A 23,708-nucleotide genomic window follows, 5' to 3' on the forward strand; every position below is an offset into this window, starting at 1 on the left:
ATCAAAACTTAAAGGAATGATTCCAATCGGATTCTTTCGAACTCTTCAAAGGATTTATCCCGTGCCTTTTAATGTCTTGTTCATCCATTCTACTTTGAATTTATAAAACATCAAAATAAGGCACTATTTGTTTAGTTAATAAATCATCCACCTCTAAATCCTCAGCCAAGACAATGCTAATTGAAGCAAGCCAAAAGCCTGCATTTAATGCTTGAATTTTTGCTCTTCTTCTACAACCGTCTTCTATGTATTCAAGAATAATATAAAAGCTGTTCAGGATTTTCATCTTCATACGGCGTGTGAAATTTTACGATTTGCCCTCTTCTACTTGGTTTCATAACATGATTGTTTTTAACAAAAATAGAACCTAAACCAAAGGCAGTCAACATACAACGTGTAGCATTTTCTTATTCTAAAATCTGCCTCATAATAATAGTAATGGCTTCTGGTTTATCTAAAATAACACCAATTTCACTAAGTGATTCTTCATCTCTATAAATACCATTTCGATCATTCCATGACAACCAATCAATCAATTCTAATCGAGTCCAAGTGTTTAACTCAGCTTCAAGCTTTGCTGGACTTAATTCCATGATTTGATAATACGGATGTCTTAATTTTTCACGTTCACTAATACTAGAATACATGTGCTTTTTTGATTAAAAATTTACATATAAATATAACTAGATTTATTCACATAATTCTGATTTTCAGTTATTTAATTTGATAAATGAATTATAAAATAGTTTTCTCTGTTGCGAAAAAGCAAAAAACGAATTTGGAAAAAGCCTTGGATACGTTTTTATTGGCGAAGGTAATTTGAAAGACTATTATGGCTCAAAACCAATGAGCATCAATTGGGAACTAGAAGAACCAATGCCTCATTATTTATGGAAAGATGCCGCTAAATTGGCGATTGGATAATCTTCGTCTTACTAATCCAAACGCTTCCATTATAATCAACCACATAAAACCCGAAGCCATGGGATTAAAGCAAAAAAAAAAACCAAAACAAACGTTTTGGCTTTTTTAAACTATCATAAACTGATACTATTTATTGTTTGGTGTAGATATAAGTGATATCTGAAGTGACTTCAACACTAGAGTCATCATCAGGACTAGAAGCATAAAAACCTCCTGGTAGCAATAAAATAATTTGAGATCCACTTATAGTTAAACTAGAATCAGGATCATTATCGTCTGGATTAGTGATTTGATTACCGTTTTGAACCCAATTAAATGTATCAAACTCAATCTCGTCTATACATTCTACTGTATAAATAGGATCCTCGTTGGTATCCATATTGAGCTCAATTCCGATTTCAGCGTAAGAGGTATAGTTGAATGACCCTGTTCCATCTGCATTAAAAAGAATGGTTTCATTTTGATAACAATCGGTTTCCGCCATAAAATTTGTTGAAGCTGTACCATCCATGTTGAGATCGAAGGGGGTTTCTAAATTGATGGCAGTTAATTTCCATATACCTACTGCAGATACTGCACTGTCATTGTCATCATCATCTGATGAACAAGAAAATACGGTTACGCATAAGATTGACAATAAAAGTAATTTTGATAATTTCATATTTTTTGAGATTTAGTTCGCGCAAATATATCTTATTTTCAGAAAGCACCAACGTTTTAAATCAAAGATATTTAAGAGTGTATCTTCTAAGATTTTCAGTTACTTAAAAGCTATAAATGTTCTCATTTCTACGAAAAAAAGTAACATCAAAAAAGATTCAAAAATGATCCTTTAAAGCATCAATCTACAAATCCAACCCCTTCAAACTCTCCACCCGATTTCGGGCCAAGAAATCGTCAATGGTTTCAAAATGCTCAATCACACGTTGGTCTTTAAACTCAAACACTTTTTTAGACAAGCCTTGAAGAAAGTCCCTGTCGTGAGAGACCAATACCAGCGTACCGTCAAAATCTTGTAAGGCTTCTTTTAAGACGTCTTTAGATTTTAAATCGAGGTGATTGGTGGGCTCATCGAGAATCAACAGGTTTACAGGTTCTAATAACAGCTTCACCATGGCCAATCTGGTTTTTTCGCCACCAGACAGCACACTTACTTTTTTATCAATATCATCGCCCTTAAACATAAAACGCCCAAGAATGTTTTTAATTTGAGTGCGCACATCGCCTTTGGCCACCTCATCCACGGTTTGAAAAATGGTAAGGTCTTCATCTAACAACGCAGCTTGGTTTTGTGCAAAATAGCCCACCTTAACATTATGCCCTAAACTGCAGGTGCCTTCAACATCAATATCGCCTAAAATGGCTTTGATCATGGTGGATTTACCTTCGCCATTTCTTCCTACAAAACACACTTTTTCGCCTCTAGCAATAGACATGTTCGCATTTTTAAACACCACATGATCGCCATAAGCTTTAGAAACATCCTTAACCGTCACTGGATAATCTCCCGAACGGTTGGTGGGTGGAAAACGCAATTTTAACGCCAAGGTATCAACGTCGTCAATTTCTATGATCTCTAATTTTTCAAGCATGCGCTCACGGGAAGACACTTGGTTGGTTTTTGAGTAAGTGCCCTTAAAACGCTCAATAAAGGCCATATTATCTGCAATAAACTTTTGCTGCTCTTGGTAAGCCTTAACTTGATGGGCGCGTCGGTCTTGACGCAATTGCAAGTAATGGGTATAGTTGGCCTTATAATCATAAATACGCCCCATGGTGACCTCTATGGTACGGTTGGTAATATGATCTATAAAAGCCCGATCATGAGAAATCACCACCACGGCATTGGCCTTGTTGACCAAAAAATCCTCTAGCCAAATCACCGACTCGATATCAATGTGATTGGTAGGCTCATCTAACAGAATTAAATCTGGTTTTTGGAGTAAGATTTTAGCGAGTTCAATACGCATGCGCCATCCGCCAGAAAACTCCTTGGTTTGTCTGCTGAAATCGTCTGGTTTAAAGCCCAAACCCTTCAGCGCTTTTTCTACCTCGGCATCATAGTTAACATCTTCTAAGGCATAATATTTTTCACCTAAATCTGAAACACGCTCAATGATCTTCATGTACGCGTCAGACTCGTAATCGGTTCGTGTTTCGAGCTGTTTGTTAAGCGCATCCATTTCATCACGCATAGCATACACATGACGAAAAGCCTTTGAGGCCTCGTCAAAAACCGTAGTATCATCTTCGGTTAACAGATGCTGTGGCAAATAAGCGATCACCGCCTCTTTGGGACATCTTACATGACCACGGCTGGCACTTTGAACGCCGGCAATAATTTTCATCATGGTCGATTTTCCTGCGCCATTTTTACCCATTAAGGCAATCTTATCGTTCTCATTAATGGTAAAGGACACGTCACTAAAAAGGGTGTGTCCACTAAACTCTACGGCTAAATTATCGACTGAAATCATAAGGTGTTTTTTACAGCGGCAAAACTAATAAAAGTTCCCTTAGATTGATAGCCTGATGGTCGTCTTAATTAGCATATCAACAATCCATTTCAATGGTTCCTGTTTCTAGACCGTTTAAGCAAGTCGTAGATTTTTAGTATATTATAAGTCCTAACCAATACTTTCTTTAACATGATGTCAAGAATTACCTGTGCTAAGATGGCTTTCGCATATCTTTTGATATCCCTATTGTGCATTGCTAGTTGTGGGCCGTCAGACCAATCTACCATAGAGACCGATACATTAATTGAAGCCCCCATTATCACGCGAGATTTAGAGGCCATCAAAAAAGAGGGAAAACTAAGAGCACTTACCGTATATAGTGGTACAAGCTATTTTTTGTATAAAGGACAACCCATGGGTTACGAGTTTGATATGCTGAAACGTTTTGCCAAACATTTAGACGTCGAACTTGAAATTGTAGTCGTCAAGAACTTAGATGAGCTCATTACCAAGCTGAATAAAGGCGAAGGAGATCTATTGGCACACGGCCTTACGATTACTTCCAACCGAAAAAAAGCAGTGTCCTTTACAAATTACCTCTATTTGACCAAACAGGTCTTGGTACAAAAAAAGCCAGATAACTGGCGAACCATGCATTGGCACAAATTAGAAAATGCATTGATACACGATGCCATAGAATTACTACAAGATACGGTCTCTATTAGAAAAGGATCTTCTTACAGTAAGCGCGTGGCCAATCTTTCCGAAGAACTTGGCGGTCCTATTTTTGTCAATGAGCTTTCTGGTGAAATGTCTACAGATCAAATCATCAAGAAAGTGGTGAGCGGCGACCTTAAATATACCATTGCAGACAGCAACATTGCCAAAATCATGGCTTCCTATTATCCCATACTTGATGTAGATGTGCCCGTGAGTTTTTCGCAACGGATTGCCTGGGCAACACGATCTAACTCTCCCGAACTCTTAAAGGAAACCAATCTTTGGCTAGAAAACCTCAAAAAGGAAGTGGATTACAATGTGATCTATAATAAGTATTTCAAAAACAAAAAAGATTTTAGAAGACGGGTCAAAAGTGATTTTTACAGTTTGAATAAAGAAGAGATTAGCCCATACGATGCGCTTATTCAAACCCATTCCCAGCGCATCAACTGGGATTGGCGCCTTGTGGCTGCGCTCATTTATCAAGAATCTCGATTTGATCCCAAAAATAGTTCTTGGGCCAATGCCGAAGGTCTCATGCAACTGATGCCGAAAACCGCAGAAGAGTTAGGCGTTACCGATAGAAGCGATCCCGTACAGAGCATTAGAGGCGGCACCACTTACCTCAATGATATTTGGAATAATTTTGAGACTATTGAAGATTCCACTCAACGTGCAAAATTTACGATGGCCTCCTATAATTGCGGACTTTATCACGTAATAGACGCCCAAAATCTAGCCCAAAAAAATGGACTTGACGCCTCGCGTTGGGATGACAATGTGGAAGACATGGTTTTAGCACTCAGTTCTCCCAAACATTATAATGATCCCGTGGTAAAATACGGCTACGTAAGAGGTGTTGAACCTTACAATTACGTCAATCAAATTTATGAGCGCTACTCACATTACAAGCAGTTTATTGGGGAATGATGTAATACAATTCTTTTCTATCAATGAATTTTACATTTTAACACATACCCTAAATTCATGAAGTTGGTGTGCTCAGTCAAGATCGACCTGTATTTATCTTAATAATTTGTTTTGGGTTAAGTTCCATTGTATTTAAGTTCAACTACGAGCATTCAATTCCTTAAATTGAATTCCTATTGAAAACATCGATTTAAACACATTAAAGGAAAACATATTATGATTATTACAAAAGTTTTAGGTTTAACAGGAGCATTTACTAAAAGTAAAAAAGCAAAGCTGGCCATATTGGGATTGGAGATGGCTATTTTAGCCTACGCCCTATACCAACAAAAAGAAGAAAAGAAAAAAGTGAAGAATATCAAACAACTGAAGCGCTAGTAGTCTAGCCTCAATACAACCCTTTTGTCCTTAAGTTAGAAGTTTTACCTTCTAACTTTTTTTGTGATCTACGATGAAAGGTTTTAAATCGAACCATTAGCGTAAATAGGCACTCTTTATTACCAATAACGCTCAATAAGTGTTCGTTTAAATGATATTTTTATTTTTTTATGTTAAAAAATGCTAATTATAAAAACCGACCTGTCCTTTTTTTCGTTAAGTATTATATATGGAGGTACAGTTTCAATAACATCACGCTTCCACCGAAGATAAGATATCAACCGAAAGTTTAATCAAAATCACAAACAAAATGAAAAACAAGCAAATTTTAAAAGTAAGTACTACATCGAGTAGATCTTCCAAAAGTAGACGCCAATTTCTAAAACTAAGTGGAATGGCGGCCTTAGGATCAGGTCTTTTAATAGCCTGTAGTGACGATGACGACATGATGAACAACGGTCCTCAACCTTCCATATTTGATCTTGGGTCTGGAGATTTAGGTGTTTTAAATTACGCTTATGCACTTGAGCAACTAGAAGCCGATTTTTATACTAAGGTACTTAATGGTTCTTATTGGTCTGGCGCAAACGAAATTGAAAAGCAAGTACTTCAAGACTTATATAATCACGAGGTGAACCATAGAGAGTTTTTTAGCGCAGCAATTTCTGCAGCTGTAGGTGAAAATATTTCGGCAAAATTACCAGATTTAGAGTTTGATTATGGCGGTTTAGACTTCAATAATCGAAATGCCGTTTTAGGAACAGCAAAGGTTCTAGAAGATACTGGAGTTTCTGCTTACAATGGTGCTGGTAAATTAATTACTGATCCAGGCTATTTGGTACTGGCCGGTAAAATTGTTTCTGTAGAAGCAAGACATGCTTCTGCTATTAGAACCTTGATCAATCCAGGTTCTGCAGATTTCGCAGGAGATGATGTTGTAGATCCAGCTACGGGATTGGATCGCGCTCAAGATCCATCTGCAATTTTAGCGGCAGTGGGTGATACTGGATTTATTGTGACGCCTTTTACTGCAAATAACTTACCGTAATTAATTACTAACTCATTAAATCGAATATTATGAATATTATAAAATTTTTAGACGAATTTACTAACGAAAGTCTTAACGAGAAGAAGTCTTCAAGACGTGATGCTTTCGGACAATTAGGATCATTGAGCAAAAAAGCGCTTTTAGCGGCCATTCCTTTAGGATTAGCGGCGGTTCCAAATAAAACCTATGCCTATCAAAATGCCAATAACGCAGTAGATGCGCTTCAATTAGCATTAACCCTAGAATATTTAGAAGACGAATTTTACGATTTGGCCCTTGCCTCTAATGTGATAACAGATCCTGATGTGATTACCGTCTACCAAAAAATATCCCAGCATGAGCAAGCGCACGTTGACTTTTTAATTGCTGGATTGACCAATGCAGGTGCTACACCCATTGAAAAACCAGAATTTGACTTTACCGCTGGAGGTTTATTCGATCCATTCAATCCCGATAATCCAAATGCCTATGCTCAGCTTTTAGCTTTAGCACAAGCTTTTGAAGATACTGGTGTAAGAGCATATAAAGGACAAGCAGGAAACCTGCAGGGATCTGCATTTTTAACAGCTGGTTTACAAATACATTCTGTTGAAGCCAGACATGCTTCAGAAATTAGAAGAATTAGAGGCCTAAAAGGATGGATTACAAGAGACGAGCGCGGTGCTGGCATGCCTACACAAACACAAGCCGTATATGATGGCGAAGAGAATGTGATGCAAGGTGGTCTAGATGTAACCACACTTGGCGATGGATTACCATTTTCAGTAGATGCTTCAACCGAAGCTTATGATGAAATTTTAACTGGAGCTGAAGCAACAGCAATTGCAAGTTTATTCATTGTTAGTTAATTTTTGTTTCGTAATTAAAAAACTGCCCTACACGGCAGTTTTTTTTTGCCCTGACATGAAGTTTTAACAAATTGATCGCTATGACTATCTATCATAAGAAATATTTCAAAATTTCGAAAGCCCGCTATTTGGTAATCAAATATATAATCGTAAATTTGCAAACTCTTTTGGAAAGAGGAATGTTTAACTAATCACGTCACAAGGCGTGATGCAAATCAATACGTGTGGATACATTAAGCTACAAAACGATTTCAGCAAACAAAGCTACTGTTAATAAAGAGTGGGTTTTGGTTGACGCTGCAGATCAAACGCTAGGGCGTTTAGCTTCTAAAGTAGCGATACTTTTAAGAGGCAAACACAAGCCAAACTTCACACCACATGTTGATTGTGGAGATAACGTCATTGTTATCAACGCAGAGAAAATCAACTTAACCGGAAACAAGTGGAAAGACAAGACGTACATTCGTCACACAGGTTATCCAGGTGGTCAAAGAAGTTTAACTGCGACAGAACTGTTTGGAAAAGATCCAGCAAGGCTCGTGGAAAAATCAGTAAAGGGAATGCTGCCGAAAAACAAATTGGGTGCAGTATTATTCCGTAATCTCAATGTTGTTGTTGGTTCAGAGCACAAATACGATGCTCAAAAACCAAAAACAATTAATTTAAACGAATTTAACTAATGGAAGTAATTCACAAAATCGGCCGTAGAAAGACGGCTGTTGCTCGTGTGTACCTTGCCGAAGGAAACGGCAAAATCACGGTGAACAAAAAAGACGTGGCGGCTTATTTTCCTACTGCAACATTGCAGTACAAAGTAAACCAACCTTTAGCCATGACTAACAATGATGGCAACTTTGATATTACAGTAAACGTTTTTGGTGGTGGGGTAACCGGCCAAGCAGAAGCGATCCGTTTAGCATTATCTCGCGCTATGTGTGAGCTTGATGCAGAAAACAGATTAATATTAAAGCCAGAAGGATTATTAACAAGAGACCCAAGAATGGTTGAGCGTAAGAAATTCGGTCAGAAGAAAGCGCGTAAGAAATTCCAATTCTCTAAACGTTAAGATTTACCAATCAATTGGGTATTGCTCTGCAATAATCTCAATCTGGTTCAATCAAAACAAAACATCTATTTCTCAATAATATATTGAGAAGTAGATGTCTTTTAAAAAAAATTCCGGAATCAATTCGGGAGCAAAAAAGTTTAGCATCTAAATGGTTGAGGCGATCGAAAGTGACCACTTGATCATTGCTAATTAACAGAACGTAAACAATTACAACATGGAAAAAGTAGAAGTAAAAGACTTACTTGAAGCAGGTGTACACTTTGGTCACCTTACAAGAAAATGGGATCCAAACATGGCTCCTTATATTTATATGGAACGTAATGGTATCCATATTATCAACCTTTACAAGACTGCAGCAAAAATTCAAGAAACTGGAGAAGCTCTTCAAAAAATAGCGGCTTCTGGAAAGAAAATTCTTTTTGTTGCTACAAAAAAACAAGCAAAAGATATTGTTGCTGAAAAAGCTGGCAATGTTAATATGCCTTATATCACAGAAAGATGGCCTGGTGGCATGTTAACCAACTTTATCACTATTAGAAAAGCGGTGAAGAAAATGGCCTCTATTGATAGAATGAAAAAGGACGGTACGTTCAATTCCCTTTCCAAGAAAGAGCGTTTACAAGTAGATCGTCAACGTGCTAAACTAGAAAAAAACTTAGGTTCCATTTCTGACATGACACGTTTACCAGGTGCTTTGTTCGTAGTTGATATCAAACGTGAGCATATTGCCATTAAAGAAGCTCAAAAATTAAATATTCCAATTTTCGCAATGGTGGATACCAATTCAGATCCTCGCGAAGTAGATTATTTAATCCCGTCTAATGACGATGCTTCTAAATCTATCGAGAAAATCATGTCTTGTGTAACTTCAGCAGTTGCAGATGGTCTTTCTGAAAGAAAATCTGAGAAAACTGAAAAAGAAGCGAAGAGCGAAAAATCTTCAGCTGCTAAAAAAGAAGTAAAATCAGAATCAAAAGATGATGCTAAAGCTGAACCTAAAAAAGCAAAAGCAGTATCTAGCGAAGAAGAAGAATAAATAACAATTTCAAAACATTTAAAAGTCGTTTAATTCTTTTCTTTGCACTTTGGCCCAGAGCCAGCAAAGTCAAAAAATTAAACGACTTTTTTTAATTCAAAATAACATACATTATGGTTAAAGTAACAGCCGCAGAAGTAAATAAATTAAGACAAGCAACTGGTGCAGGTATGATGGACTGCAAAAAAGCGTTGGTTGAAGCTGAAGGTGATTTTGATAAAGCTATCGAAGTTTTACGTAAAAAAGGTCAAAAAGTTGCTGAGAAAAGAGCCGATAGAGATTCCTCTGAAGGTGCAGCTATAGCTAATATTAATGATGACAACACTTCTGGTGTTGCTATCGTGTTAGGTTGCGAAACTGATTTCGTTGGAAAAAACGAGAACTTCGTAGCATTGGCAAATGACATGGGAGACGTTGCTTTAAACTTTAGTACTAAAGAAGCATTTCTTGATGCTGATTTTAAAGGAATGACCGTTGCTGATAAATTAACAGAACAAACTGGTGTGATTGGTGAGAAATTAGACATCACAGCTTTTGAAAAATTAGATGCCCCTTACGTAGGTCAGTACGTGCACATCAATAAAATTGCAGCTTTGGTAGGTCTTTCTAAATCTGTTGATAATGTTGAGACGCTAGTTAAAGATGTCGCAATGCAAGTAGCCTCTATGGGCGCGACAACATTGTCTTACAAAGATTTTGATCCTGCTTACATCGCTTCAGAAACTGAAGCTAGAATTGCAGAGATCGAAAAAGATAATATTGAGTTGGGACGTTTGGGTAAAACTCAAAAAAACGTACCATCATACATCTCTATGGCACAATTAACTCCAGAAGTTATGGCAGAAGCTGAAGAAGCTGCTAAAGCAGAACTTAAAGCTGAAGGTAAGCCTGAGCAAATTTGGGATCGTATTCTTCCAGGAAAAATGGAGCGTTTCATCTCTGATAACACGACATTAGATCAAGAACAATGTCTTTTAGACCAAAAATTCATTAAAGATGATAAGCTAACCGTAGCCGAATACGTGAAGACTTACGGTGATGTTGAAGTTACAGGATTCAAAAGAGTAACCGTTGGTTAATTCTTAAAACCCTTTATAAAAAAAACCTCTCTTAACCGAGAGGTTTTTTTATGTCTAATATCTACTTTTGTAAATTGCAATTATGATTATATTTGCTTAATCTAAGTTTTACAGACTCCGAAAGACATTTAAAATGAAATACAAAAGAATTCTCCTAAAATTATCTGGCGAGGCACTCATGGGATCAAGGCAATACGGCATTGACCCAGATCGTTTATCAGAGTATGCCAAAGATATTAAGGAAATTACAGAACTAGGAGTTGAAGTTGCCATTGTTATTGGCGGTGGAAACATTTTTCGTGGGGTCGCTGGCGCCATGAACGGTATGGATCGGGTTCAAGGAGATTACATGGGCATGTTGGCCACAGTAATCAATGGTTTGGCATTGCAAAATGCCTTAGAAGATGCTGAAGTAAAAACGAGATTGCAAACAGCCATTAAAATTAATGAAGTTGCCGAACCGTTTATTAGACGTAAGGCAATGAGCCACCTTAATAAAGGACGCGTCGTTATCTTTGGTGGTGGCACAGGAAATCCTTATTTCACAACAGATTCTGCCGCCGTTTTAAGAGCTATAGAAATTGAAGCCGATGTGATTTTAAAAGGCACTCGCGTAGATGGCATCTATGACGCAGATCCTGAAAAAAACACCAATGCCATTAAATTTGAACATATTACCTTTGATGATGTACTTAGAAAAGGATTAAAGGTGATGGATACCACTGCCTTTACCTTAAGCCAAGAGAACAACTTACCCATCATTGTGTTTGATATGAACAAGAAAGGTAATTTGATGAAAGTGGTCACTGGCGAAAATATTGGCACCAAAGTCAATCTTTAAGTCTTGCACTCAAGAATAGACACTAAAGTTGTTGTTTTAGAACAATCAAAATTTAAAATACAATGAACGAAGACATTAAATTTATAATCGATTCCACTAAGGAATCTATGCAGAACGCGATAAAGCATCTGGAAAAACAATTTGTAAACATTAGAGCCGGTAAAGCCAGTCCTGCCATGTTAGGAAGTGTTATGGTAGATTATTACGGTTCACAAACACCGTTAAGTCAAGTTGCCAATGTGAATACCCCAGATGGTAGAACCATAACCGTACAACCTTGGGAAAAAAACATGCTTCAAGAAATTGAGCGTAGCATTATGAACGCCAATCTTGGATTGAATCCAATGAATAACGGAGATCTCATCATCATCAATGTACCACCTTTAACTGAGGAGCGTAGAAAAACCCTTTCTAAGCAGGCCAAAGCAGAAGCAGAAGATGCTAAAGTGAGTATTCGCGCAGCAAGAAAAGACGCCAATAATGATATCAAGGATCTTGAAGATGCTTCTGAAGATTTAAAAGCAAATGCAGAAATAGACGTACAACAATTAACAGATAAGTACGTTAAGAAAGTTGATGAAGTCTATGAGGTCAAGGAAAAAGAAATCATGACCGTTTAAAACATAAAGCGACTAAAAAAGTCGCTTTTTTTTGCAATTAATTAATCTCCCCTTACCGTCCCTCAATGCATAAACTGGTAGTTCTGCTATTTTTAATTTGTTCTTCGTTTGTGATGTACGCTCAAGTACCCACAACTGAAATTGATTCTGCCGGTGTTGATAACGATTCTTTAAGTAAAAAGCGTTACCTCAAACAGCTTGGCAACGGGTATTTTCCTACCAAGTTTTTAAATATTGATTTGAGGTACTTGGTTAAATTCAACCAGTATGAAGGCTTAAGGTCTGGATTGGGCGGCGTTACCAATGATGCCTTCTCAGAAAAATACCGTATCAATAGTTATGTGGTTTACGGTTTTAAAGATCATCGCTTTAAATATCGCATTGGCGGTGGTTTTAGAGTTAGTGAATCGACCAATACGTGGGTCAACCTTTCCTACACCGATGATTTGACTGAAACTGGGAGCTATACCTTTATGACAGATAAACGGTTTTTCTCATTTTTTGAACCACGCCTTCTCAATATCGACCTTTTTCACAAGCACATCACAAAGGCCGTTTCTGTAGAACATGAGATTACCAAACATCTGCTTTCTGAGACAGAATTTGCCATTAGCAAAGTAAGCCCCACCTACAATTATGCTTTTAATGTAGACGATAAAGCGTTTAGGTCCTGGGATATCTCTACGGCAAAGATGTCGTTACAATGGAGCCCATTCGACAAATTTGAGGTTAATGATTTGGGGGTTTCCGAAGCAACATCAGGCTATCCAAAATTTACGCTTCAATTGACCCAGAGCTTCAAGGATGTGGCCAAGGGTGATTTCAACTTCTTTAAGGCAGATTTTAGAACCATCCACAAGTTTCAATATAATGATGAGGTATTTACAGAGGCCACTGTCACTGGTGGTATTGCCACGGGAAAGACGCCTTTGGCTCATTTATACCATGCGTATCCAAACAATATCAATAAAGAAACGATTTTACAACGTTTTTCTGTAGCAGGAATCAACAGTTTTGAAACTATGTATTTTAATGAGTTTTTCTCAGATCGATTTGCGATCCTTCAATTAAAACATTTTGTAAAGCCTTTTAAGTTTACAGACAGCTACCAACCGCAATTGGTACTCATCTCAAGGCATGCCATAGGTAATATGCACGACATTGAACGCCATCAAAATATTAGCTTTGGCACCCTATCCAAAGGCTATTCTGAAGCAGGGTTTGAGCTTAACAAACTACTCTTAGGCTTTGGTTTGAGCTTTGCCTACAGATATGGAAGTTATCACCTTCCTGTATTTGAAGATAATATTGCTTTAAAATTTACCTTTAATATTAGTTTAGAGTAGCAATAATATATCTTTATTTTATAAGCCTTATCCTCAGCTTTTTTCTACCTTTACGGTTCTTTCAACAGGAAAATGTCTAAACTATTTACAACTAGATTTTGGGAGATTGCCGCGCGAATAATTCTTCGCAATAAAATCGGCATCCTTTTCGTCATTATTCTCGCTACTATATTTTTTAGTTCTCAGTGGAAATACATGCGATTCACCTACTCTGAGGCTAATTTATTACCAGATGATCACGAGGTCAATATCGTGTATAACGATTTCCTCAAAGTGTTTGGAGAAGAAGGTAACCTTATTGTTTTAGGGGTTAAAGACTCCTCTTTTTTTACGGCGGAAAAGCTAAATGCTTGGAACCAACTTTCTGATGACTTTAAAGCTTATGATGCGGTAGAAACTGTAGTTTCTATAAAAGATCTTCAAAAACTGGTCAAGAATACTTCTGCCCAAAAATTTGATTTGGAACCTTTTATAAAGGACAGCCTATCCTCTCAAGCCCAAGTTGATGAGTTGCAAAGGGAACTCTTTGAGCAATATCCATTTTACGACAATTTTCTCTTCAACAAAAAAAACAAAACGGTTAGGACCGCTATCTACCTCAAAAAAGATATCGTTAACACCGAGGCCCGTAAAGATTTTATTGTTAACACCTTAGAAAAAAGGATTAAGACCTTTGAAGAGGTCAATGATTTAGATGTTAGAGTTTCTGGCATGCCTTATATCAGGACCCTTAACTCACAAAATATTGTTGACGAAATCGGCCTATTTATAGGTGCCGCACTGTTGGTAACCTCACTGATTTTCTTTTTGTTTTTCAGATCATTTCGGGCTACGTTCATTTCCTTAATCGTAGTTTGTGTTGGGGTAATGTGGACGTTTGGCATCATTGGATTATTACGATACGAGATCACCGTTTTAACGGCTTTAATCCCACCACTCATTATTGTTATCGGGATTCCAAACTGTATTTTCCTTATTAATAAATACCAACACGAAGTCCAGTTACATGGCAATAAGGTAAAATCGCTTCAAAGGGTCATCACCAAAATTGGGAACGCCACATTGATGACAAATGTGACTACCGCTTCAGGTTTTGCCACCTTCATCTTAACAGAAAGCACCCTTTTAAAAGAGTTTGGTATAGTAGCCTCCTTGAGTATTTTGGCCATATTTTTCTTGTGCCTGTTGGTAATCCCTATCATTTATACCTTTTTACCTTACCCTAAAGACCGTCATCTTGAGCACTTAAACAAACGATGGATTGGCACTTTTGTAGATTGGACGGTCATGATGGTAAAAGAGCAAAAAATTGCGATTTACGCCTCGGCCCTCATTCTTGTCGTTGCAGGAATTATAGGCATCTACCAAATCAAGATTTCTGGAAGCATGATTGAAGACATGCCCCAAGAAGAACCCTTTTTTAAGGACATCCGCTTTTTTGAAAAAGAATTCAATGGCATTATGCCTTTAGAAATCATGATAGACACCAAACGTAAAAAAGGTGTTATGAAGTTAAGTACTTTGGAGCGTATGGAACGCTTAGAGGAGCTCATCTCAGAGATTCCTGAGCTATCCAGACCTATTTCTATAGTAAGTCTCGTAAAGTATAGCAAACAGGCTTATTACAACGGTAATCCCAAATACTACCAACTTCCAACGAGACAAGAGAACAGCTTTATCTTAAGCTATGCTAAAAACTCGTCATCAGATGTTAACCTCCTTAAAAATTTGGTGGACAGCACTGGTCAATATGCTCGCATCACCACCTTTCTTATGGATGTGAGTACTGAACGTATTGAACGTATTGAAGAAGATCTGCAAGCCAAGATCAATAAAGAATTTCCAGAAGACCGTTATGACGTCATCTTAACCGGTAAGGCTTTGGTGTTTCAAAAAGGCACCAAGTATTTGGTCAAGAATTTAGCCATTTCATTATCGCTCGCTATTCTATTGATTTCGTTATTTATGGCCTACATGTTCCGGTCTTTTAAAATGATTATTGTATCGCTTATCCCTAATATTCTGCCTTTGGTAGTTACCGCTGGCCTTATGGGTTATGTCGGGGTCCCGATAAAACCTTCTACTATTTTAGTGTTTAGCATCGCCTTTGGTATTTCGGTAGATGACACCATTCACTTTTTGGCAAAATACCGTCAAGAATTACAGGCCAATCATTGGAAGATTCGTAAATCGGTGTTTAAAGCCCTTAGAGAAACGGGTGTAAGCATGTTTTATACATCGATTGTGCTGTTCTTCGGCTTTAGTGTTTTCACCATATCCAGTTTTGGAGGTACTGTTGCCTTAGGGGCCTTAGTCTCTACGACCCTACTTTTTGCCATGCTATCCAATTTACTACTGCTTCCTGCACTTCTATTGGCGTTAGAACGCAGCATTGCCAATAAGGAAGTCATGCGAGAACCAACTATCAATATCATCCCAGAGGACGACGACGATTCTGAGGAAAAATCAAATTCATAAAATTATATTTGCAAAAAAAATCAATGGTAATGACCTATTCTGTTTCACAATTATTGACTAAAGATATTAACCTACAGCCTATAGAAATCAAAGGCTGGGTAAGAACGTTTAGAGCCAATCGTTTTATTGCACTAAATGACGGTTCTACCCTACATAATATCCAATGTGTGGTAGATTTTGAAAACACAGATGAAGCTACTTTAAAGCGTATTACGACTGGAGCTGCCGTTCACATTAAAGGCGAATTGGTAGAAAGTCAAGGAAAAGGCCAAAAAGTAGAAATTCAAGTGACCTCATTAGATATTTTGGGAGATTCACATCCAGATGAATACCCTATACAACCTAAAAAACACTCCTTTGAATTTCTTCGTGAGAATGCGCACTTACGCACAAGAACAAGTACGTTTAGTGCCGTGATGCGTTTAAGATCTTCACTTTCTTTTGCCATTCATAAGTATTTTAATGACAATGGGTTTTACCATATGCACACGCCTATTATTACCGGAAGTGATGCTGAAGGTGCCGGCGAAATGTTTCGAGTGAGCGGCTTAGATCCTAAAAACCCACCGTTAAAAGATAACGGCGACATTAACTATAAAAAAGATTTCTTTGGAAAGGAAACCAACTTAACAGTTTCAGGACAGTTGGAAGCAGAAACCTACGCCATGGCACTTGGTAAGGTCTATACATTTGGCCCTACGTTTAGAGCAGAAAACTCAAACACCTCTCGCCATTTGGCCGAATTCTGGATGATTGAGCCAGAAGTTGCCTTTATGGATTTGGCAGGTAACATGGATTTGGCAGAAGCCTTTATGAAGTCGGTTTTAAATTACGTGTTAGAGCACAATCGTGAAGACTTGGAGTTTCTAGAACAACGCCTATTAGACGAAGAGAAAACCAAACCTCAGGCTGAGCGTTCAGACATGAGCCTAATTGAAAAAATAAAATTTGTTGTAGATAACAATTTTAAACGCGTTAGCTATACAGAGGCTATTGATATTCTAAAAAACAGCAAACCCAATAAGAAGAAAAAATTCAACTATATTATTGAAGAATGGGGTGCCGACTTACAAAGTGAGCACGAACGCTTCTTGGTAGAAAAACACTTTAAATGTCCTGTGATATTGTTTGATTACCCAGCAAACATCAAGGCCTTTTATATGCGCTTAAATGAGGATGGCAAAACCGTTCGCGCTATGGATATCTTGTTTCCTGGTATTGGCGAAATGGTAGGAGGCTCTCAACGTGAAGAACGTTTAGAAGTGTTAAAAGAAAAAATGAAGGCTCTAGACATTGATGAAAAAGAATTGTGGTGGTACTTAGATTTACGTAAATATGGTACAGCAGTTCACTCTGGCTTTGGTCTTGGCTTTGAACGATTGGTGATGTTTGCTACTGGTATGGGCAACATTCGTGACGTCATTCCTTACCCAAGAACACCACAAAATGCAGAGTTCTAATGTCTGCTATTAAAATATACTAGACATCCGCTTTTTAATTGATATAACCGTTCTGCACCCACAGAACGGTTTTTTTGGGGATGATTGCTTCAGAAATGTTCTGAACTCAAGATGCTGTTTCGACTAAAGACTTAAATCTAACTCTTAAAAGAATCTTATCAAAACCCCTAATCTCAATAGTTTTTTTAACTTTACTCATACAGTTTATCTCAATTAACACATGCTTAAGCAATATCTTCAGTTTAAATTATCACAAAAGCTATCGCCTCAACAAATCCAGTTGATGAAGTTGATACAATTGCCTACGCAAGCTTTTGAACAACGCCTAAAACAAGAATTGGAGGAAAATCCGGCCTTGGAGACCGGTAAAGAAAATAACGATGAGTTTGACGATAATTTTGATGAGTTTGACAACTCTGAAGATGATTACAATGATAATGATACGATTGAAGCTGAAGACATCAACATTGATGAATATCTAAGTGATGATGACGTCCCCGATTACCGCACCCAAGCTAATAACTACAGTGCCGATGATGAGGAAAAGCACGTACCCTATGCCGCAGGAACCTCTTTTACCCAGCATTTAAATAATCAGCTCAACACCTTTAGACTTACTGACGACGAGCGCGATATTGCCGAGTTTCTAGTGGGAAGTGTTGACGAAAGTGGTTACATCAGACGTTCCCTTAGTGATATTATGGATGATCTTGCCTTTACGCAAAACATCTTTACAACAGAGGCGCAAATAGAAAAAGTACTACATAAGGTTCATGAATTGGATCCTGCCGGAGTTGGAGCACGTAATCTCCAGGAATGTTTAAGCATACAGCTTCACCGAAAGGAAAAACACCCCGATGTAGAATTGGCCATAGATATCATTGATAAAGCCTTTGATCAATTTACTAAAAAGCATTATAAAAAATTACTGCATAAATTTGACATTACCGAAGAACAACTCAAAGATGCCATTGAAGCCATTGAGCATCTCAACCCAAAACCAGGTGGCTCCTATTCTGGAAATAATCGCATTGTAGAACATGTGGTCCCTGATTTTGCCATTAGAATTGTAGATGGCGAATTAGACTTGACCTTAAACGGCAGAAATGCACCCGAACTTCATGTCTCTCGAGAATATAGCAACATGATGAAAGGCTATAAAGAGGCCAAGGATAAAAGCAAATCACAAAAGGATGCGGTCATGTTCATCAAACAAAAATTAGACGCCGCAAAATGGTTTATAGAGGCTATTAGACAACGCCAACAAACGCTATTTGTAACCATGAGCTCGATTATGCATTATCAAAAAGAATACTTTTTAACAGGTGATGAGCGTAAATTACGCCCAATGATCTTAAAGGATATTGCTGATGAGATTGAAATGGATGTCTCAACCGTTTCTCGTGTAGCCAATAGCAAATATGTGGACACACCCTATGGCACCAAACTCATCAAAGAGTTTTTTAGTGAATCCATGACCAATGATCAAGGCGAAGAAGTCTCCACACGAGAAATCAAAAAGATTTTGGAAACGGTGCTTGAAGATGAAGACAAACGCAAACCCTTAACCGACGAAAAATTAGCGAAGATTCTTAAAGAAAAAGGCTACCCTATTGCAAGACGGACAGTTGCTAAATATCGGGAACAGTTAGATATTCCTGTGGCTAGGTTGCGTAAAAAGATTTGATGAATCGTTTACTGAATCTCATATCCTATATCTTCCACCCCTTATTGATGCCATTGCTTGGGGTGATTTTCTATTTTCATAAAACCCCGCGTTTTATTCCAGAAACCGTCGTTTATGCCAAGGTTTTTTCCTTGAGCATTTTGACCGTATTGCTTCCCATTCTGCTTTACTTTCTATTAAAAACTATAAAAAAGGTAGAGTCCATACACTTAGCAACTGCCAATGAACGTCGTCTGCCCCTATTTATAAATGGTATTTTGATCTTATTAATCATCAATAGAGTGTTACCCATAGATGACATACCAGAACTGTATTACTTTTTCTTAGGAATTTTAATATCAACAATTACCTGTTTTGCCTTAGCGCTCGTCAATTTTAAAGCGAGTATTCATATGATTGGTGCGGCTGGATTCTTTATGTTCGCCATTGCTCTTAGCATTCATTTTAAGATCAACATTAATGGCACTATGGCCTTAATGTGCATCATTATGGGAGCCATTGCCACCTCAAGGCTTCATCTTAAGGCACACACCGTCATTGAACTTGTGATTGGCTTTTTTGTGGGACTATTACCCCAACTACTCATCCTAAACTATTGGATCTAGTCTCATAAGATGTAAAACATCAATCCAATTTTAATGGCGTTCATATCTACCATTTCGCCATTATTAGCAACAATAGCATCAGAATTGAACATGGTGTTTAAGGCATAATAAATATGAAAACTGATATTGGAATAGCCAACACTAAAGGTAAGGCCGTACTGAAGTCTATTGATATCCTCAATTTGAGAAAGCTTAACATCTCCTAGACTACTGTTAAATTTGGATGAATTATAAACCACATATCCCAACTTAAAACCAGTATAGATGCGCCAAAAGTTATATTCTGTTGCCGTTGACGTTCGCCATCTTAGTTCTAAAGGAATTTCAACCAGATAATTTGTAAACTTATTCTTGTCATAACTGATATCGCTATCAAGAACGGTATACTCGTAACCACTAATGCTCTCAGAGATCAACAAGGTATTATTATAAGAGTTGGTAGATACTCCTAGCCCTAGACCAATAGCTACATTACGACGAGGATTAATAGGCATGTCTCTAATAAAACCGAAGTGATATCCTGTTGAAAACCCGCTTTGAGATACGCCAATAGGTTTATTTCCTAATAGGTTATACGTAATGGAAGCATAGAACTGATCTTCGCGATAACGATTGTCTACGACCTTTAGCGTGTCATTCTCTATAGCTAACGTCACTGGATCGCCTTCTTCTTGTGCTGAAAGACCTGCACCTAAGAATATAAAAATTAAAATAAATAACACTTCTTTCATAACTCAAAGATAAGTGAATAACCAAGTATTTGAGAAATGCTATAAACAAAAAAAAGCATCCTTTTCAGAATGCTTTTAATTAAAAATTTAATTTGAATATTATTTATTCATGTTATCTAGTGCGTCACCTGTACCAGTAGTATAGTTGATCTTTAATGCATTTGCTTTTCTTAATTCTTGCTTCACATCACCAACAATACCCATATTTGCATCTCTATCTACTTTAAGCGATACCGTTAAATAAGGAATCAACTCTTCTCTTAGAGCTGCACGCTCGGCATTAATAAAAGATTGTACTTCATCAATTTGGGCAAACTTATCGTTTAACTGTAATCTTGCTTCTGTACCAAACTTTTCATAACCTTTAGCCGGCTTACCCATATAGATATAACTAATTGGATTTTTCTTGTCTAACTTTTCGACTTGGTTAGCCAATGGCAACTTGTTTTCGATAAGCAAAGTGTCCTCTCTCATCACAGTAACCACCATGAAGAAGAATAACAACATAAATACAATATCTGGCAAAGACGCCGTATTTACAGCTGGTAATGCATTATCTTTTTTATTCTTAAATTTAGACATCTAACTTAGATTTTTCTTATTGAACTTCAGACAACTTCTCAGGATATTCATTTCTGATTTGATCAATCACATCCTTAAGTTTGTCTTTGTTTCCGTTAAATTTAGGATCTCCATAATTCTTTTCCATCTCCACAAAAGTCATATCAGGAAAACCACGTTTTGGGCCAATCTGCTCTGCTCTTCTGTTACGTAAATCATTATAAGCCGCTACCAATTCGTTTTGAACTGAAATATATGCAGCGTATGATGTTTCACGCTCATTCTTCAATGAGATAATCGCTTTATCTGGATTATCTGAAGATTTAGGATCCTTTTCTCCCTGACAATAAGCACAGCTACCATCACCACCATTATCTAAAAATGCAATGGCCAATGATCTCACGTCCTTAAGCTCTGTCACTTCATCTTCGACTAACAGTTGATCCTTTTTGTTAATCAAAACAGTAAAGATATTTTTCTGTTTGATCACAACATCCTCATCATTCTCTTCAATAGGAGGAAGCTTTCTGTTAATTCCAGAATCTTTAGGGATGGTTGTTGTTACCAAGAAAAATATAAGAAGCAAGAATGCGATATCTGCCATAGAACCTGCATTCACTTCTGGTGCTGCTCGTTTCGCCATAATTTATCTTATTATTTACTTAGCATTTTCTTAACCCCAAATACCAACATTAAACCTGCTGCTAATACGATTAAGATATAAAATGCCTTGATTCCTGCTTCAATAATTTGTGATTGTGTTGCTGTTAATGTTGTGCCATCATTCAATTCTCTGGCTTCACCAGAAGATATAAAGAATGCTACAAGCAATACTGCTGCAAAAACACCGAATGACAATAGTGATTTTTTCAATTTCTCTGGACTACTCACCAGATTAATCAAACTAAATAACACTGCTGAAATTGTTGCAATTGCCAAAACAATATAGGCTAAAGTTGCAAAACTAGATAACACGCCTTGATTAGCAACATCTGCCTCAATTGCCTCATCACCGATCATCATGATTCTCACCAAGAAAAACACAGCAATCAACCCAATTACTAAAGCTATTATTTTAATTATTTTTTGAATAGTCATATGTAATATGATTTATTAAATTGATCTCTATACGCTTATCTGCAATTATACAGTACGGCCGCCTTTTTGCTTATACCTTACCAATAAATCCATTAAAGTAATAGAGGCATCTTCCATATCATTAACAATACTATCAATTTTCGCAATAATATAGTTATAAAAAATCTGCAAGATAATAGCAACAATAAGACCAAATACTGTAGTCAAAAGTGCCACTTTAATACCACCCGCTACTAAAGATGGGTTCATATCACCCGCTGCTTCAATTTTATCGAAGGCATCAATCATACCTAATACAGTACCCATGAAACCAAGCATTGGTGCCAATGCTATAAACAATGAAATCCATGATACGTTTTTCTCAAGTTGTCCCATTTGAACACCACCGTAAGCTACAACAGCTTTTTCAGCAGCATCAATATCTTCATCTGCACGGTCTAAACCTTGATAAAAGATAGAGGCAACAGGACCTTTTGTATTTCTGCAAACTTCCTTAGCTGACTCGATACCACCAGAATTTAAAGCATCCTCAACATTTTGAGTTAACTTCTTAGTGTTTGTGGTAGCAAGATTTAAATAAATGATTCTTTCAATAGCAATCGCTAAACCTAAAATCAAACATAGCAATACAATACCCATAAAAAATGGACCACCTTCAATAAAACGTTCTTTTACTTTTTCAGTAAAAGACAATTCAACAACCTCATCGGTTGCATCATCTGCCTCTTGAAATGTAGTCGCAACAGCAGTTGTAGTTGCAGCTTCTACTGCATATGCATTGTTACTTGCATTTACAGTTCCGAAAGCCATTATAGTTGCTATGGCTAAGATAGAAAATAGTCTTTTCATCGTTCTTGTTCTTAATTTTATTAGTTAAAGTGTTAAAGATATAAAAAATTTATTACTAAAAAATAAAAATGCAAACCGCCCAACTAGGTTTAACTATGTTTAACTTTTTTTGCATTTTAGATGCGACGAATTTAAATAAAATGTTTTGGATATTCGGGTACAACTTTCAAAAATCTTCTCAATTGCCTTTAGAATCTTTAGTTTTTAGTAAAATTTCTCATAATTGATCCTGCCATTTCTAAATAAAAAACACTCCAATCGCTCTTAGATTACAGCATCTATGGCTTTAATGAATTGGTTATCAATAACCGTTTTATTTCTGCCTGCATTTCTCGGACAAGAATCCTCTTATTTACAGTATGACTAAAAATACGTTTCAAAATTGATCAGTTATTAAAAAAACACATTCAATCTGTGAACGGAACGCAAAAAAGACCCCTTTAAAACACCAAATTCTAAAGGCATCATCACAAAAACCTCAGATATGAAGTTCAAAAAGAGTGTTTTTATCTTGATGATGGCAAAAGATTACATATAAATCTAGAACGTAATTTATTTAAAGACATCTAAGTTTGGTAACTATAATCCTTAAAAAACAAGAATCCCGATCTGCATAATGCAAATCGGGACTTAATGAAGCAGGGAGGAAGGGATTCACTCCGTGCATACCAAATTGGATTCCTGGCCAAGCATGGAAACCTCAACACCTAAATAGGTGTTTGCTTTTTCCATTTAAAAAATTATGCTTCAAGCAATTGCTTAGCAACTTTTTTAAATGAAAAAACCTACAACTTCAGTTGCAGGTTTCCTTTTGCAGAGAGGAAGGGATTCGAACCCTCGATACCCTTTTGGAGTATACACACTTTCCAGGCGTGCGCCTTCGACCACTCGGCCACCTCTCTAATTTTGAATGCGCAAATGTACAACGCAATTCAAAGTAA

At 37.1% G+C, this 23,708-nt stretch carries 24 protein-coding genes and 1 tRNA gene; 15 read left to right on the top strand and 10 right to left on the bottom strand.

Annotation, left to right across the window (positions count from 1 at the left end):
• Positions 1-100: 100 nt before the first annotated feature.
• The 4 genes from P176_RS0107145 to P176_RS0107180 all read right to left on the bottom strand — a co-directional run bounded on the left by P176_RS0107145 (position 101) and on the right by P176_RS0107180 (position 3,401).
• Positions 101-292, bottom strand: a complete 192-nt coding sequence (locus tag P176_RS0107145; protein ID WP_156032968.1) for a hypothetical protein — start codon at positions 290-292, stop codon at positions 101-103.
• Positions 293-407: 115 nt separating this feature from the next.
• A complete protein-coding gene (locus tag P176_RS0107155; RefSeq protein ID WP_051605424.1) occupies positions 408-647 on the bottom strand; it encodes a hypothetical protein in 240 nt (79 codons plus the stop codon).
• 407 nt (positions 648-1,054) lie between these two features.
• Positions 1,055-1,585 carry a lipocalin family protein gene (locus P176_RS0107175; RefSeq protein WP_026754062.1) on the bottom strand — a complete coding sequence of 177 codons (531 nt, stop codon included), beginning with the start codon at positions 1,583-1,585 and terminating at the stop codon, positions 1,055-1,057.
• 184 nt (positions 1,586-1,769) lie between these two features.
• Positions 1,770-3,401: an ABC-F family ATP-binding cassette domain-containing protein gene (locus P176_RS0107180; protein ID WP_026754063.1), complete on the bottom strand. Its 1,632-nt coding sequence runs from the start codon at positions 3,399-3,401 to the stop codon at positions 1,770-1,772.
• Between the two features lie 171 nt (positions 3,402-3,572).
• Here P176_RS0107180 and P176_RS0107185 point away from each other — a divergent pair, with 171 nt between their 5' ends.
• From P176_RS0107185 to P176_RS0107255, 15 genes are all read left to right on the top strand, one after another.
• Complete coding sequence (locus tag P176_RS0107185) at positions 3,573-5,033, top strand: transporter substrate-binding domain-containing protein (RefSeq protein WP_231481205.1); 1,461 nt, start codon at positions 3,573-3,575, stop codon at positions 5,031-5,033.
• A 216-nt stretch (positions 5,034-5,249) separates the two neighbouring features.
• Positions 5,250-5,411: a hypothetical protein gene (locus P176_RS20360; protein WP_156032970.1), complete on the top strand. Its 162-nt coding sequence runs from the start codon at positions 5,250-5,252 to the stop codon at positions 5,409-5,411.
• A 310-nt stretch (positions 5,412-5,721) separates the two neighbouring features.
• Positions 5,722-6,459, top strand: a complete 738-nt coding sequence (locus P176_RS0107195) for a ferritin-like domain-containing protein (RefSeq protein ID WP_026754065.1) — start codon at positions 5,722-5,724, stop codon at positions 6,457-6,459.
• Positions 6,460-6,488: 29 nt separating this feature from the next.
• A complete protein-coding gene (locus P176_RS0107200) occupies positions 6,489-7,307 on the top strand; it encodes a ferritin-like domain-containing protein (RefSeq protein ID WP_026754066.1) in 819 nt (272 codons plus the stop codon).
• Positions 7,308-7,531: 224 nt separating this feature from the next.
• Positions 7,532-7,987, top strand: coding sequence for a 50S ribosomal protein L13 (rplM, locus tag P176_RS0107205; RefSeq protein WP_026754067.1), 456 nt, complete (start codon positions 7,532-7,534; stop codon positions 7,985-7,987).
• On the top strand, positions 7,987-8,373 hold the full coding sequence (gene rpsI / locus P176_RS0107210) for a 30S ribosomal protein S9 (RefSeq protein ID WP_026754068.1): 387 nt from the start codon (positions 7,987-7,989) through the stop codon (positions 8,371-8,373). Before rplM ends, rpsI begins: the two co-directional genes overlap by 1 nt.
• Positions 8,374-8,590: 217 nt before the next feature.
• On the top strand, positions 8,591-9,412 hold the full coding sequence (rpsB, locus tag P176_RS0107215) for a 30S ribosomal protein S2 (protein WP_026754069.1): 822 nt from the start codon (positions 8,591-8,593) through the stop codon (positions 9,410-9,412).
• A gap of 113 nt (positions 9,413-9,525) precedes the next feature.
• Positions 9,526-10,491 carry a translation elongation factor Ts gene (gene tsf, locus P176_RS0107220; protein ID WP_026754070.1) on the top strand — a complete coding sequence of 322 codons (966 nt, stop codon included), beginning with the start codon at positions 9,526-9,528 and terminating at the stop codon, positions 10,489-10,491.
• Positions 10,492-10,624: 133 nt separating this feature from the next.
• Positions 10,625-11,332 carry a UMP kinase gene (pyrH, locus tag P176_RS0107225; protein ID WP_026754071.1) on the top strand — a complete coding sequence of 236 codons (708 nt, stop codon included), beginning with the start codon at positions 10,625-10,627 and terminating at the stop codon, positions 11,330-11,332.
• A gap of 62 nt (positions 11,333-11,394) precedes the next feature.
• The gene (gene frr / locus P176_RS0107230) at positions 11,395-11,952 is read left to right on the top strand and encodes a ribosome recycling factor (protein WP_026754072.1); all 558 of its coding nucleotides are present in this window, start codon (positions 11,395-11,397) and stop codon (positions 11,950-11,952) included.
• Positions 11,953-12,017: 65 nt separating this feature from the next.
• Positions 12,018-13,298 carry a hypothetical protein gene (locus P176_RS0107235; protein ID WP_026754073.1) on the top strand — a complete coding sequence of 427 codons (1,281 nt, stop codon included), beginning with the start codon at positions 12,018-12,020 and terminating at the stop codon, positions 13,296-13,298.
• A gap of 72 nt (positions 13,299-13,370) precedes the next feature.
• Positions 13,371-15,776, top strand: a complete 2,406-nt coding sequence (locus tag P176_RS0107240; RefSeq protein ID WP_026754074.1) for an RND family transporter — start codon at positions 13,371-13,373, stop codon at positions 15,774-15,776.
• Between the two features lie 29 nt (positions 15,777-15,805).
• On the top strand, positions 15,806-17,236 hold the full coding sequence (gene asnS / locus P176_RS0107245) for an asparagine--tRNA ligase (RefSeq protein WP_156032972.1): 1,431 nt from the start codon (positions 15,806-15,808) through the stop codon (positions 17,234-17,236).
• A gap of 220 nt (positions 17,237-17,456) precedes the next feature.
• The gene (gene rpoN / locus P176_RS0107250; RefSeq protein ID WP_026754076.1) at positions 17,457-18,923 is read left to right on the top strand and encodes an RNA polymerase factor sigma-54; all 1,467 of its coding nucleotides are present in this window, start codon (positions 17,457-17,459) and stop codon (positions 18,921-18,923) included.
• Positions 18,923-19,528 carry a hypothetical protein gene (locus tag P176_RS0107255; protein ID WP_026754077.1) on the top strand — a complete coding sequence of 202 codons (606 nt, stop codon included), beginning with the start codon at positions 18,923-18,925 and terminating at the stop codon, positions 19,526-19,528. Before rpoN ends, P176_RS0107255 begins: the two co-directional genes overlap by 1 nt.
• Before the next feature lie 2 nt (positions 19,529-19,530).
• Here the strand turns inward: P176_RS0107255 and P176_RS0107260 are convergent, their stop codons facing one another.
• The 6 genes from P176_RS0107260 to P176_RS0107290 form a co-directional block, all read right to left on the bottom strand.
• Positions 19,531-20,259, bottom strand: a complete 729-nt coding sequence (locus tag P176_RS0107260) for a porin family protein (protein WP_026754078.1) — start codon at positions 20,257-20,259, stop codon at positions 19,531-19,533.
• Positions 20,260-20,358: 99 nt separating this feature from the next.
• Positions 20,359-20,841, bottom strand: coding sequence for a biopolymer transporter ExbD (locus P176_RS0107265; RefSeq protein WP_026754079.1), 483 nt, complete (start codon positions 20,839-20,841; stop codon positions 20,359-20,361).
• Between the two features lie 16 nt (positions 20,842-20,857).
• Positions 20,858-21,463 carry a biopolymer transporter ExbD gene (locus tag P176_RS0107270; protein WP_026754080.1) on the bottom strand — a complete coding sequence of 202 codons (606 nt, stop codon included), beginning with the start codon at positions 21,461-21,463 and terminating at the stop codon, positions 20,858-20,860.
• Positions 21,464-21,474: 11 nt separating this feature from the next.
• The gene (locus P176_RS0107275) at positions 21,475-21,918 is read right to left on the bottom strand and encodes a hypothetical protein (RefSeq protein WP_026754081.1); all 444 of its coding nucleotides are present in this window, start codon (positions 21,916-21,918) and stop codon (positions 21,475-21,477) included.
• A gap of 45 nt (positions 21,919-21,963) precedes the next feature.
• Positions 21,964-22,767: a MotA/TolQ/ExbB proton channel family protein gene (locus P176_RS0107280; RefSeq protein WP_026754082.1), complete on the bottom strand. Its 804-nt coding sequence runs from the start codon at positions 22,765-22,767 to the stop codon at positions 21,964-21,966.
• An 814-nt stretch (positions 22,768-23,581) separates the two neighbouring features.
• Positions 23,582-23,669: transfer RNA gene (locus tag P176_RS0107290), tRNA-Ser, on the bottom strand.
• Positions 23,670-23,708 lie beyond the last annotated feature (39 nt).

Origin of the sequence: Sediminibacter sp. Hel_I_10, from assembly GCF_000688335.1 — a bacterium.
Taxonomy (GTDB): domain Bacteria; phylum Bacteroidota; class Bacteroidia; order Flavobacteriales; family Flavobacteriaceae; genus Psychroserpens.